The organism is Mesorhizobium sp. P2_F5 (genome assembly GCF_056403715.1).
The window spans coordinates 1-11,956 of record NZ_JBFUEY010000049.1 but is presented as its reverse complement, the minus strand read 5'-3'; the positions used below and the strand labels follow the sequence as shown (position 1 = coordinate 11,956).

The window sequence follows — 11,956 nt, the reverse complement described above, 5'->3', positions numbered from 1 at the left end:
CAAGGCGAGGCTGCGAAAGAAGGCGGCCAGAAGCTTCGATGCACTCTGCGAGGCTCTCGGCGATATCTGCCATCTGTTCGAGCCAACCGAATGCAGAAACTTCTTCAAAGCGGCCGGATATGAGGCCGATTAATCGCAACACGCTTTAGTGTAACTGTCTCAAACAGACAGCCTGATCGCACGCGTCTCAATTCTAGACCGCTTTTCGTGCGTGGCCGATGGCACGGCATGGATCCTGGGGTCTTCGCGACGGAGCTTCGCTCCTGCTTCGCCCCAGGATGACGACCTGAGGGGCGTTTCGGCGCCAGCCTCTTACGGCTTGTGAATAAACGCGGCACCCAAAATCGGGCCGGGCAGGCCGTCCTTGCCGACGGATTGCAACAGCACGGCGCAGCCGCCCTTCTTGGCGATCTCGGTCATCGGCAATTCGTAGCGCTGCGCCTTGCCGTGCCACATGCCGGCGGTCTGGATGCCGGAGACGGCGTTCCAGTAGGTCATGCTGCGGCCGGTGTTCTCGCCCTTGGCGATGGTGACCGTCTGCGGCGGCTCGAAATAGACGATGACGACATGGGCGTCGGTCGGGCCGCTGCCGGCGTCGCCGGCATCGATCATGACGCGGTCGCTGGTGCGGCTGACCTTGACGCTGACCCGCATGCCTTCGCCCGACTTCTCCATGCGGGCAAGCGCGCCGTCGACTTCCCTGCGGCTGGCGCCGTTGACATGGCTGCGGCCATTGATGACGGCTTGCGGCGTGTAGACCGAGCGCGTGCCGAAGGCGCGCATATAGTCATATTGCCGGTCGGTGTTGTCCTTGTTGCTCAGCGTGTCCTGCCAGCCGAGATAGTCCCAGTAATTGACGTGGTAGGCGAGCGCGACGACGTTGTCCTTGGCCGCCAGCTCGGCAAAGAAAGCGTCGGCCGGCGGACAGGAATTGCAGCCCTGGCTGGTGAACAGCTCGACCACGCCCAGGGGCTTGTCGGTCTGCGGCTTGTCTGCCTGAGTGGTGCCGGACTCCTCGGCAAACCCGGTCCCGGCAAGCGCCGAGAAGGCCAGCGCAAAAGCCGCAAGCCGTAGAGGCTGTCGAGGTATCATGGTCGTTCCGATTCCCGCCGGTGACGCCGGCCTTTGTTCTGGTTGCCCAGATTTGTGGCAGAAGCGACAGTCAACGGGAAGTCACGTTGCGGTGAAATTTTTGCCGCTGCAACCGCGGGTATGGCCGCTACGGGCGGAGCACTTCACCGCCCGGTTCGATCCGCAGAACGGCATCAAGAGCTTGTGGGAAACTTTGCTGAGCCCGGCCGGTCTTTACTGCGGACAGGACGGAACTTTGGACCAGGGCAGTCAATGCTTTGGCAAGACTAGGCAGTAGGCAGTAGGCAGTAGGCAGTAGGGAAGCCCCTATTCCCTACTGCCTACGCCCTATTCCCTACGCAGCCAGATCGCGCAGCACGTATTGCAGGATGCCGCCGTTCTTGAAGTAGTCGAGTTCGTCCAACGTATCGATACGGCAGATGATCGGCACGTTCTTCACCGTGCCATCGCCATAGGTGACCTTGGCGATCATGGTCTGGCGCGGCTTGATGGCGCTCAGCCCGTCGATCTCGACCATCTCGTCGCCCTTGAGGTTGAGCGAGGCCCACGACGTGCCTTCCTCGAAGACGAAGGGGATGACGCCCATGCCGACCAGGTTCGAGCGGTGGATGCGCTCGAAGGACTGGGCGATGACCGCGCGGACACCGAGGAGATTGGTGCCTTTGGCAGCCCAGTCGCGCGACGAGCCGTTGCCGTATTCGACACCGGCAAAGATGACCAGCGGCACACCTTCCTTCTTGTACTCCATCGCCGCGTCGTAGATCGATTCCTCTTCCTTCGACGGGTAATGGATGGTGTAGCCGCCCTCGCGGCCATTTTCGCCCAGCATGTGGTTGCGGATGCGGATGTTGGCGAAGGTGCCGCGCATCATCACCTCATGGTTGCCGCGCCGCGTGCCGTACTGGTTGAAGTCGGCAACGCCGACACCATGGTCGGTGAGGTATTTGCCGGCCGGCGACGCGGCCTTGATCGAACCGGCGGGCGAGATGTGGTCGGTGGTGATCTTGTCGCCGAACAGGCCGAGCACGCGCGCGCCCTTGATATCGCCGATCTTGCCGAAACCGGCGGTCATCCCGGCGAAATAGGGCGGGTTCTGCACATAGGTCGAATTGTCGTCCCAGGCATAGGTTTGCCCTTCCGGCGCCTTGACGTTCTGCCAGTACTCGTCGCCCTTGAAGACGTCGGCATATTTGCGGGCAAACAGCTCGCGGGTGACGTTCTTCTCGATGAACTCCTGGATCTCGGCCGAACTCGGCCAGATATCCTTCAAGTAGACCGGCTTGCCGTCGCGGCCCTCGCCGAGTGGTTCGGTGGTGAGGTCTTTGGTGACGGTGCCGGCGAGCGCATGGGCGACGACCAGCGGCGGCGAGGCGAGGTAATTCGCCTGCACGTCGGGCGAGACGCGGCCTTCGAAGTTGCGGTTGCCGGAGAGCACCGCGGCAGCGATCAGGCCCTTGTCGTTGATGGTCTTGGAGATCGGCGCCGGCAGCGGACCGGAATTGCCGATGCAGGTGGTGCAGCCGAAGCCGACGAGGTTGAAGCCGATCTGGTCGAGCTCCTTCTGCAGGCCGGACTTTTCGAGATATTCGGCGACCACCTGGCTGCCAGGCGCCAGCGAGGTCTTCACCCACGGCTTCTGCGTGAGGCCGAGCCGGTTGGCGTTGCGCGCCAAAAGGCCGGCGCCGATCAGCACGCTCGGGTTCGAGGTGTTGGTGCAGGAGGTGATGGCGGCGATGACGACGTCGCCATGGCCGAGATCGTGGTCGGTGCCTTCGACGGCGTAACGCTTGTGGATTTCGGCGGCCTTCTTGTATTCGGTCTCCATCGCCTTGGCGAAGCCGGCCGGAATGCCTTCAAGCGCAACGCGGCCCTCAGGGCGCTTGGGGCCGGCCATCGACGGCACGACCTCGCTGAGTTCAAGCTCGAGCAGGTCGGTGAAGACCGGGTCGGCCGAGCCGGTGTCGCGCCACATGCCTTGTGCCTTGGCATAAGCCTCGACCAGAGCGATGCGGCTTTCCTCGCGGCCGGACATTGTCAGGTAGCGGATGGTCTCGCCGTCGACCGGGAAGAAGCCGCAGGTGGCGCCATATTCGGGTGCCATGTTGCCGATGGTGGCGCGGTCGGCCAGCGTCATGTTGGAGAGGCCGGGGCCGAAGAACTCTACGAACTTGCCGACGACGCCCTTCTTGCGCAGCATCTGGGTGACGGTGAGCACCAGGTCGGTGGCGGTGACGCCCTCTTTGAGCTTGCCGGTGAGGCGGAAGCCGATGACTTCCGGCAACAGCATGGAGACCGGCTGGCCGAGCATCGCCGCCTCGGCCTCGATGCCGCCGACGCCCCAGCCGAGCACGCCAAGGCCGTTGATCATGGTGGTGTGCGAATCGGTGCCGACGCAGGTGTCGGGATAGGCGGTGGTTTCGCCGTCCTCGGTGTTGGTCCACACCACCTGCCCGAGATATTCAAGGTTGACCTGGTGGCAGATGCCGGTGCCGGGCGGCACGACGCGGAAATTGCGGAACGCCTGCTGGCCCCATTTCAGGAACTTGTAGCGCTCTTCGTTGCGCTCATATTCGAGCTCGACATTCCTGGCGAAGGCCATCGGTGTGCCGAATTCGTCGACGATGACCGAGTGGTCGATGACGAGGTCGACCGGCACCAGCGGGTTGATCTTCTGCGGATCGCCGCCGAGTGCCTTGAGGCCGTCGCGCATCGCCGCGAGATCGACCACCGCCGGAACGCCGGTGAAGTCCTGCATCAGGACGCGGGCTGGGCGATAGGCGATCTCGACGCCGGCGGTGCCCTTGTCGGTCAGCCACCCGGCAACCGCCTGGATCGATTCCTTGGTGACGGAGCGGCCGTCTTCGTTGCGCAAAAGGTTCTCTAGCAGCACCTTCATGGAATAAGGCAGCTGGGCGATGCCGGTGAGGCCGTTCTTCTCGGCCTCAACCAGATTGTAATAGACATAGTCGGTGCCACCCACCGTGAGAGTGCGGCGGCAATTGAAACTGTCGAGGGATTTTGACACGTGCGGTCCGTCCTTGTCTGTTCAGCCTGAAAGGGAACGGACGCCGATGGGCATGCAATCACGCGCAAAGGTGCGGGTACGGCCATTTCCGCTGTCCGCTCCCAAGCAACCCGAGCCGTTCAAGGCGGCGCGTGCGCTGGTTCGGCGCAAATTCTGTTCCCGTGCCGACCGCTGGCACGGATGACCCGCATATAGAGAATTTTCTGGAATAGTTCTAGACAGGCGACAGGCAATTTTGTGCGATGCGGCAGCTATCGTGCGGTAAAGTTTTCGGGACGGGCAGGCATGCGGCTGATTGCCGAAAATCTGGGCGGCGAACGCGGCGGCGAGAAGGTCTTTTCCGGCATCGGTTTTGCGATCGAGAAGGGCCAGGCGCTGGTCGTCACCGGACCGAACGGATCAGGCAAATCGACTCTGCTCAGGGTCATCGCCGGGCTGCTGCCGAAAGCGGAAGGCGATGTGCGCATCGAGGGCGGCGGCGAGACGTTTCCGACGATCGCCTCGGCTGTCCATTATCTCGGCCACCTCAATGCAATGAAGACGGCGCTGAGCGTGGCGGAGAATTTGCGCTTCTGGCGCGATTTCAACGGCGACGGTCCGTTGGGTGTTGAAGAGGCGCTGGAGACGGTGGACTTAAGCGGCATCGGCTATCTGCCGTTCGGGTATCTGTCGACCGGGCAAAGGAGGCGCGCGGCGATTGCAAAGCTTCTGGTCAGCTACCGGCCGTTGTGGTTGCTCGACGAGCCGACGGCGGGGTTGGACAAGGCTTCGGAGGTGCGATTCGCGGGGTTGATGGAGAAGCACTGCGCGGAGGGCGGGATTATCGTTGCGGCGACGCATCTGCCGCTGGGGATCGAGGGGGCGAAGGGGCTGGTGATGGGGGAGACCGTCTGATGTCGGCCCTCTACGGCGCCCCCCTCTGTCCTGCCGGACATCTCCCCCACGAGGGGGGAGATCAGCTGTCGCGACGGCTTTCGCCAATCGCTATCGTCGCAAAGCTAGGCGGTCGGCCCAAGCTGCCAATCTCCCCCCTTGTGGGGGAGATGTCCGGCAGGACAGAGGGGGGCGCGAAGGAACGCAAACCTTGCGAAGGGACCACATCGTAATGTGGTCCCTCTTCCTCCGCGACACCCGCCTCTCCGTCCGCGCCGGCGGCGGGGCGCTTACCGGCGTCATCTTCTTCCTCGCCGTCATCGCCACCATCCCCTTCGGGGTCGGACCGGATCTGAAGCTGCTCGCCCGTATCGGCCCGGCGATCCTGTGGATTGGCGCCCTGCTCGCCTGCCTGCTCGGCCTCGACCGGCTGTTCCAGGCCGACCGCGAGGACGGCTCGCTCGACCTTCTGGTGCTCGGCAATGACCGCCACATGCTGGCGCTGACGGTGCTGGTGAAGTGCCTGGCGCATTGGGCGGGCAGCGTCTTGCCGCTGGTGGTCGCTGCCCCTCTGCTCGGCCTGTTCATGAACATGGAGCCGCTCAGCATCGGCGCGACGGCGCTGACGCTGCTGGTCGGTACGCCGGCCATAACCTTCATTGGGGCGGTGGGTGCGGCGGTGGCGGTGGCGCTGCCGCGCGGCGGGCTGTTGATTTCGGTGCTGGTGCTGCCGCTGACCATTCCGGTGCTGATCTTTGGCGTGTCGGCGAGCTACGGCGCGGTGGCCGACCCCGACCCGTTCCTGCAGCCCTTCCTCATTCTTGCCGCGCTGACGCTGTTTCTTGCCGTGCTGGGGCCGGTAGCAGCAGCGCTGGCGCTGCGGCATGGAACGGATTGATGTGGCCGCTGCGGCGCCGCGGCCAATTGCGAAGCCCAAGTCGCAAAGCTAAGAAAGCTGCAAAGCTATGGGAAGGCCATGATCGAGCACGGCGAAGTGACGGCGGAAGGGGAGCGGGCTGCATGAGCGCACACGCCCTTTATGTCACCGCCGCCTATGGCATCACGGCGATCGTGCTGGCCGGACTGATCGGCTGGATCCTGCTCGACCAGCGCGCCCGCAAGCGCGAACTGGCAGAACTCGAAGCCGCCGGCGTGCGGCGACGTTCGGACAAGGCCAGCACCGGGACCAGCAAACCATGAGCACGGAAAGCGAAACGTCGACGCCGCCGCGCCGCCGCCTGATCGTGCTGTTGCCGCTGCTGGTTTTCCTCGGCCTTGCCGGATTGTTCCTGTTGCAGCTTTTGTCGGGGCGCGATGAGGCGGAAGTGCCGTCGGCGCTGATCGGCCTGCCGGCGCCGCAGACCAATCTGCCGGCGCTGGAAGGGTCAAACCTGCCCGGGCTGGATTCGAAGGCGTTCGCCGGCAAGGTGACGCTGGTCAATGTCTTTGCGTCGTGGTGCGCGCCGTGCCGGGAAGAACATCCGGTGCTGCTGGCGCTGTCGCAGGACAAGCGCTTCACGCTTGCGGCGCTGAACTACAAGGACCAGCCGGAAAACGCGCGCCGGTTCCTCGGCGATCTCGGCAATCCGTTCCAGGCCATCGGCGTCGACGAAGCCGGCCGCACCGCGATCGACTGGGGCGTCTATGGCGTGCCGGAAACCTTCGTCATCGGCAAGGATGGCAAGATCGCCTACAAGCATGTCGGGCCGCTGACCGGAGAGTCAGCGCAAACACTGCTGATGCCGGAAATCGAGAAAGCACTGGCGGCGCCGGATTAGGCGACGGCGCCATGCCTCCTCATCCAGCCGCTACACGACCACCGCCCTATGGGCGTTCGTTGTTCGAAAAGCCAAGCAATTGGCTTTTCGCCCGCTGCGCGGACCACGCCTCACCCCCGAGGGGAGAAGAGACAGAGGCGTTGGTGCAAGTCAGCTCCTCTCCCCTTGGGGAGAGGTCGGATTGCCCGAATTGCTCTTGCCATTCGGTTTGGCAATCCGGGTGAGGGGGTGGTGCCCCGCTGCCGTCTGAAAGCTCAGCCGTAGATCTGCTTGTGGACCTGGTAGAGCATTTCCGAGCGGTCGGCGCGCAGATCGGCCAGATCGCGGCTCGTCAGGTTTTCTATTTCCGCGACGAGGCGGTTGTAGTGGCGGCGCTTGGCCATGCTGGTGCGCGCGCGGGAGAAGAGGTTGTCAAAAGCCATAGCAAGGGTCCTTTCATGCCGCATGTTGCGGCGAATTTGTTCCTCCCTTGACTGTACACAGCATGACATAGGAATGGTGCGATGCAAAAAGAAGATGTTGCAATGCACCATTGCACAGAACGCATAGCGGGTTAATGCAGCGCTAACAGCACCATGCACGGCCGGACAGGCTGGCGAGCCAATGCTGGCCGTGTGCCTTTTGTCTTACAAATTGCGCATGCGCCATCTTGCCATCTCGCTCGCAGGCTGGCTTGATCCGCGCGTCACGTGATGCCGGGAGGAAATGCATGGCGACCGCAGATTATTACGAAATTCTCGATTCGCGTTTCGCGCGCCTGTTCAACGGCAACGCGCAGGTGGAAAAGCTGTTCACCGGGTGTCAGTGGGCGGAAGGGCCGGCCTGGTTCGCCGCCGGCCGCTATGTCGTCTGGTCCGACATCCCCAACAACCGCATGCTGCGCTATGACGAGACCGACGGCAATGTCAGCGTGTTCCGTCAGCCCTCCGGCAATTCCAACGGCAATACCGTCGACCGGCAGGGACGGCTGGTGACGTGCGAACATTCCGGCCGCCGCGTCAGCCGCACCGAGCATGACGGCTCCGTCACCACCATCGCGGCCAAATGGAAAGGCAAGCGGCTGAATTCGCCCAACGACGTCGTGGTGCGCTCGGACGGCTCGATCTGGTTCACCGACCCGAGCTACGGCATCGACACCGATTACGAGGGCGACAAGGCCGAGAGCGAGATCGGCGCCTGCTATGTCTACCGGGTCGATCCCGACAGCGGCGAGGTCGAGGCCGTCATCACCGACATGGTCCGGCCGAACGGACTTGCCTTCTCGCTCGATGAAAGCCAGCTCTATGTCGTCGATACCGGCCGCACCCATGGCGCGCAGAACCCGGCGCATATGCGGGTCTTCACTGTCGGCAAGCACGGCAAGAAGGTCTCGGGTGGCAACGTGTTCGCTGATTGCACGTCCGGCCTGTTCGACGGCTTCCGGCTCGACGAGGCCGGCCGCATCTGGACCAGTGCCGCCGACGGCATCCATTGCTACGATCCCGACGGCACGCTGATCGGCAAGGTCAAGGTGCCGGAAGTGACCGCCAATTGCGTGTTCGGCGGCAACAAGCTGAACTGCCTCTACATCGCCGGCACGACCTCGCTCTACATGGTGCGGCTGATGGTGAACGGGGCCAAGACCTATTGAGGCTGCTGGAAACGCTTCTCTGGCGGCCCTTGATGGCGTTTCTGCGCATGCCGGCGGCGCCCGTTGCGCTGCGGCTGCCGGAACCACCGCCAAGCGGTTCGCCGGAGCGGATCTCGAAGCCGTCTGCCAGTGGCAATATCAGACACAATTCAAGGGGAGGACGCCATGCCATTCGTCAACATCCGCATCGTCAAGGAAGTGATCGCCGCCGATCCGGCGGGCAAGAAGGCTGACATCGCAAAAAAGGTCACGGCCGCCATCATGGACGCAACCGGGCTCGGCAATGACGACGTCTGGGTGGTGTTCGAAGAGATCAACGCGCGCGACTGGTATGTCGGCAGGACCGATGTCGAGACGTTGCGAAAGGGGTAGGGCTCCCTCACCGACCGCGGACAAAGTCGGCGAAGGCTGAAACCGCGCTGCGCATTGCCAGCACATTCGTTGGCTCCGCCAGAATATTCTCTATCTCCGGTGGTTTCTTGCCGAGCAATGCGATCTCCAGCACCGCGTCCTCACAAAGCGCGAACGACATCGTCCGCATGATCTCGGCCAGCGCGGCGCGGGCGTAGAGCGAGCGCCCAGAGGCGTGCACCAGCATGGCCGCCTTGCCGACGGCGGCGTCGCGCGAGACCAGCCAGTCGAGTGCGTTCTTCATGCCGCCGGGCACGCCATGCGCATATTCAGGGCAGGAGACGATGACGCCGTCGGCGCTGGTGACGGCCTCGATCAGCCGCGTGGCTTCGGCTGGCGTGCGCTCGCCTTCGTCGTCGGGATTGAAGATCGGCAGGAGGCCAAGCCCGTCATAGATCGTGACGCGGCACCCGGGCGGCGCGTTGCGCGCGACAGAGGCGAGCAAGGCCGAATTGGTCGAGGCGGCGCGCAGGCTGCCGGAAATGGCAAGGATGTCGATCACGGGCAAGGGAACCGGGACGAGCGAATCGTGTCCGAACCTACCACAGGGTCTTGCTGTAGGCCTCGTCCAGCGAGCGGTCGAAGTCACTGGCAGTTTCGGCATGCGCCATCTGGTCGGACAGGATCTGGCCGAGCGTCGGCAATGTCGCGCGGTCGTACCAGCTGTCCGGCTTCCACAATTCTGAGCGCATGAAGGCCTTGGCGCAGTGCATGTAAGCGGCCTTGACGCTCACCACAACGACGCTTTGCGGTTGCTTGCCGTCGACGGCGAGACGCTCGCGCAAACCCGCATCGACGGTAATGCGGGCGTCGCCATTGATGCGCAGCGTTTCGTTCATGCCGGGGATGAGGAACAGCAGCCCAACCGAAGGGTTGAGCAGGATGTTTTCCAGCGTGTCCAGCCGGTTGTTGCCAGGCCGGTCGGGGATGGCGATGGTCTTGTCGTCGAGGACAACCGCGAAGCCGGGCTTGTCGCCTTTCGGCGTCACGTCGGCATTGCCGGCGTTGTCGGCCGAACCGATCAGCACGAAGGGGCTTTTGCCGATGAAGGAGCGGCAGTGGCCGTCGAGCGCCCTGAGTTCCTTGCGCATCGAAGCGTCGGTCGGGCGCGGCGTCTTGTAGATCGTCCTCAGTTCGTCGCGCGTGGTGACGAATTCCATAGCCGTCTCCGTTTATTCCGACGCAATTCCCAAGGGAAGCGCTCCGCGCTTTTCCCGGGAAAACCGTTTCACACTTTTCCTGGAATTGCTCTATTTGCCAGCTTTCTCCGCATTCTCGGTCTTGTCATCCAGCGAATGGCGCAGGATCAACGGCATCTGGCTGAAGGTGAACAAAAGCGTGATCGGCATGATGCCCCAGACCTTGAAGGTAACCCAGAAGTCGGTCGAAAAATTCCGCCACACGACTTCATTGGCAAGAGCCAGGAACAGGAAGAACAGGCCCCAGCGGAAGGTCAGCTTGCGCCAGCCTTCGGCGTCGAGGCGAAAGGCCGAATCGAAGACATAGCCGAGCAGTGAGCGGCCGAAATACAGGCCGCCAAGCAGCACGCCGCCGAACAGCGTGTTGACGATGGTCGGCTTCATCTTGATGAACACGTCGTCCTGCAGATAGAGCGTCAACGCGCCAAAGATGAAGACGACCACGCCAGAGACCAGCGGCATGATCGGCAAAGTGCGCATCAGCAACCACGAGGCGGCCAGCGCGACCGCAGTCGCGGCCATGAACAGGGCTGTGGCGACGAAGAGCGGCCCACCGAACTCGGCCAGGACGGGGAGTTTCTGTACCAGCCATGCGCTGCGTGCATTGGCGAAGAAGAACACCATCAGCGGCCCGAGCTCCAGCACCAGCTTGAGCAGCGGATTGACGCTTTCTTTCTTCTTCTGCGGGTCGGACGGGTCGCGTTCGAGGATGGGTGGGTTCATAGGTTTAAGCCACTCCCGCGATCGCTCTGGCGAATTCGCTGGCTGAGAAAGGTTCGAGGTCGTCGACCTGTTCGCCGACGCCGATGAAATAGACCGGCAGTTTGTGCTTTGCCGCGATTGCCACCAGAATACCGCCGCGCGCCGTGCCGTCCAGCTTGGTCATCACCAGGCCGTTGACGCCAGCGACATTGCGGAAGATCTCGACCTGGTTGAGCGCATTCTGGCCGGTGGTGGCGTCGACCGTCTGCAGCACGGTGTGCGGTGCTTCCGGATCGAGCTTGCCCAGCACGCGCACGATCTTTTCCAGTTCCGCCATCAGTTCGGTCTTGTTCTGCAGCCGGCCGGCAGTGTCGATGATCAGCACGTCGGAGCCGGCCTCTTTGGCCCGCTCGAAAGCGTCGTAGGCAAGGCCGGCGGCATCGGCGCCGATCTTGGAGGCGATGACCGGCGATTTGGTCCGCTCACCCCAGATCTTCAGCTGTTCGATGGCCGCGGCGCGAAACGTGTCACCGGCGGCAAGCATCACCGACAGGCCGCCATCGGTCAGTTTTGCCGCCAGCTTGCCGATGGTCGTGGTCTTGCCGGTGCCGTTGACCCCGACCACCAGGATGACATGCGGCTTGTGCGAGAGGTCGAGCTCCAGCGGCATGGCGACATGGGTCAGCACCTTTTCCACCTCGGCGGCCATCACGGCGCGCACTTCCGCGTCGGAGACATCCTTGCCGTAGCGGCTCGAGGCCAGCGCATCGGTGACGCGGAGCGCGGTCTCCAGGCCGAGATCGGCGCGGATCAGTACGTCCTCCAGATCCTGCAGCGTCTCTTCGTCGAGCTTTCGCTTGGTGAAGACACCGGCGATGTTGCCGGTGAGTTCTTTCGAGGAGCGGGCGAGCCCGTCGCGCATGCGCTGGAACCAGGAACGCCGCGGCGCCGGTTCCGGCGCTTTGACCGGCTCAGCCTTCTGCTCGACCTTTTTGGTGACGGTGACTTTGCCGGGAACGGGTTTTGGCTCTGGCTCTGGCGCCGGCTGCGGGATTGGCACCGGCGCAGGCTTTACCTCCCCCTCGATGGGGGAGGTCCCGAGCGCAGCTCGGGGGTGGGGGTGACTGGCGCCGGCGTCGGCGCCGTCACCCCACCCCGCCGCTTCGCGTCGACCCTCCCCATCAAGGGGAGGGTGGGGCGCTGGCGCTTCTTCCTTCTCCCCGACCCTATACGGGGAGAAGGTGCC

13 protein-coding genes are annotated in these 11,956 nt (G+C 63.5%); 6 read left to right on the top strand and 7 right to left on the bottom strand.

Annotated features, from left to right (window positions below; genetic code table 11):
• Positions 1–312: 312 nt before the first annotated feature.
• Together AC1DYO_RS31990 and acnA are read right to left on the bottom strand one after the other, a co-directional pair.
• Positions 313–1,092, bottom strand: a complete 780-nt coding sequence (locus tag AC1DYO_RS31990) for a DUF1223 domain-containing protein (protein WP_477268635.1) — start codon at positions 1,090–1,092, stop codon at positions 313–315.
• 334 nt (positions 1,093–1,426) lie between these two features.
• The gene (gene acnA, locus AC1DYO_RS31985; RefSeq protein ID WP_477268633.1) at positions 1,427–4,117 is read right to left on the bottom strand and encodes an aconitate hydratase AcnA; all 2,691 of its coding nucleotides are present in this window, start codon (positions 4,115–4,117) and stop codon (positions 1,427–1,429) included.
• 285 nt (positions 4,118–4,402) lie between these two features.
• Between acnA and ccmA the strand changes: the two genes are divergently transcribed.
• The 4 genes from ccmA to AC1DYO_RS31965 all read left to right on the top strand — a co-directional run bounded on the left by ccmA (position 4,403) and on the right by AC1DYO_RS31965 (position 6,768).
• Positions 4,403–5,011 (top strand): heme ABC exporter ATP-binding protein CcmA, encoded by a 609-nt coding sequence (ccmA, locus tag AC1DYO_RS31980; protein ID WP_477268631.1) that lies wholly within the window; start codon positions 4,403–4,405, stop codon positions 5,009–5,011.
• 211 nt (positions 5,012–5,222) lie between these two features.
• Positions 5,223–5,888, top strand: a complete 666-nt coding sequence (gene ccmB, locus AC1DYO_RS31975) for a heme exporter protein CcmB (protein WP_477268630.1) — start codon at positions 5,223–5,225, stop codon at positions 5,886–5,888.
• Positions 5,889–6,010: 122 nt separating this feature from the next.
• On the top strand, positions 6,011–6,190 hold the full coding sequence (ccmD, locus tag AC1DYO_RS31970) for a heme exporter protein CcmD (RefSeq protein ID WP_477268628.1): 180 nt from the start codon (positions 6,011–6,013) through the stop codon (positions 6,188–6,190).
• The gene (locus AC1DYO_RS31965) at positions 6,187–6,768 is read left to right on the top strand and encodes a DsbE family thiol:disulfide interchange protein (RefSeq protein ID WP_477268626.1); all 582 of its coding nucleotides are present in this window, start codon (positions 6,187–6,189) and stop codon (positions 6,766–6,768) included. Before ccmD ends, AC1DYO_RS31965 begins: the two co-directional genes overlap by 4 nt.
• A 254-nt stretch (positions 6,769–7,022) precedes the next feature.
• On the opposite strand, the gene AC1DYO_RS31960 is transcribed toward AC1DYO_RS31965, so the two are convergent.
• Positions 7,023–7,190: a hypothetical protein gene (locus tag AC1DYO_RS31960; protein WP_023742107.1), complete on the bottom strand. Its 168-nt coding sequence runs from the start codon at positions 7,188–7,190 to the stop codon at positions 7,023–7,025.
• A 287-nt stretch (positions 7,191–7,477) separates the two neighbouring features.
• Here AC1DYO_RS31960 and AC1DYO_RS31955 point away from each other — a divergent pair, with 287 nt between their 5' ends.
• Both AC1DYO_RS31955 and AC1DYO_RS31950 read left to right on the top strand, forming a co-directional pair.
• Positions 7,478–8,398, top strand: coding sequence for an SMP-30/gluconolactonase/LRE family protein (locus AC1DYO_RS31955; protein ID WP_477268624.1), 921 nt, complete (start codon positions 7,478–7,480; stop codon positions 8,396–8,398).
• 165 nt (positions 8,399–8,563) lie between these two features.
• Positions 8,564–8,770 carry a tautomerase family protein gene (locus tag AC1DYO_RS31950; protein ID WP_038650602.1) on the top strand — a complete coding sequence of 69 codons (207 nt, stop codon included), beginning with the start codon at positions 8,564–8,566 and terminating at the stop codon, positions 8,768–8,770.
• 7 nt (positions 8,771–8,777) lie between these two features.
• Here the strand turns inward: AC1DYO_RS31950 and AC1DYO_RS31945 are convergent, their stop codons facing one another.
• The 4 genes from AC1DYO_RS31945 to ftsY form a co-directional block, all read right to left on the bottom strand.
• Entirely contained in the window at positions 8,778–9,311 is a 534-nt protein-coding gene (locus tag AC1DYO_RS31945) for an NADPH-dependent FMN reductase (protein WP_477268622.1), read from the bottom strand.
• 37 nt (positions 9,312–9,348) lie between these two features.
• Positions 9,349–9,969, bottom strand: a complete 621-nt coding sequence (locus tag AC1DYO_RS31940) for a pyridoxamine 5'-phosphate oxidase family protein (protein ID WP_477268620.1) — start codon at positions 9,967–9,969, stop codon at positions 9,349–9,351.
• A gap of 90 nt (positions 9,970–10,059) precedes the next feature.
• Entirely contained in the window at positions 10,060–10,731 is a 672-nt protein-coding gene (locus AC1DYO_RS31935; protein ID WP_181062180.1) for a septation protein A, read from the bottom strand.
• A gap of 4 nt (positions 10,732–10,735) precedes the next feature.
• Positions 10,736–11,956 (bottom strand): signal recognition particle-docking protein FtsY (ftsY, locus tag AC1DYO_RS31930; protein ID WP_477268618.1); only part of this gene is annotated, 1,221 nt, incomplete at its 5' end.

Bases quoted from the DNA above. Each gene is read 5' to 3' on its own strand.
- AC1DYO_RS31960 (WP_023742107.1), bottom strand. From the start codon at position 7,190: ATGGCTTTTGACAACCTCTTCTCCCGCGCGCGCACCAGCATGGCCAAG.
- ccmA (WP_477268631.1), top strand. From the start codon at position 4,403: ATGCGGCTGATTGCCGAAAATCTGGGCGGCGAACGCGGCGGCGAGAAG.
- AC1DYO_RS31955 (WP_477268624.1), top strand. From the start codon at position 7,478: ATGGCGACCGCAGATTATTACGAAATTCTCGATTCGCGTTTCGCGCGC.
- AC1DYO_RS31990 (WP_477268635.1), bottom strand. From the start codon at position 1,092: ATGATACCTCGACAGCCTCTACGGCTTGCGGCTTTTGCGCTGGCCTTC.
- ccmB (WP_477268630.1), top strand. From the start codon at position 5,223: ATGTGGTCCCTCTTCCTCCGCGACACCCGCCTCTCCGTCCGCGCCGGC.
- AC1DYO_RS31940 (WP_477268620.1), bottom strand. From the start codon at position 9,969: ATGGAATTCGTCACCACGCGCGACGAACTGAGGACGATCTACAAGACG.
- AC1DYO_RS31935 (WP_181062180.1), bottom strand. From the start codon at position 10,731: ATGAACCCACCCATCCTCGAACGCGACCCGTCCGACCCGCAGAAGAAG.
- ccmD (WP_477268628.1), top strand. From the start codon at position 6,011: ATGAGCGCACACGCCCTTTATGTCACCGCCGCCTATGGCATCACGGCG.
- AC1DYO_RS31950 (WP_038650602.1), top strand. From the start codon at position 8,564: ATGCCATTCGTCAACATCCGCATCGTCAAGGAAGTGATCGCCGCCGAT.
- AC1DYO_RS31965 (WP_477268626.1), top strand. From the start codon at position 6,187: ATGAGCACGGAAAGCGAAACGTCGACGCCGCCGCGCCGCCGCCTGATC.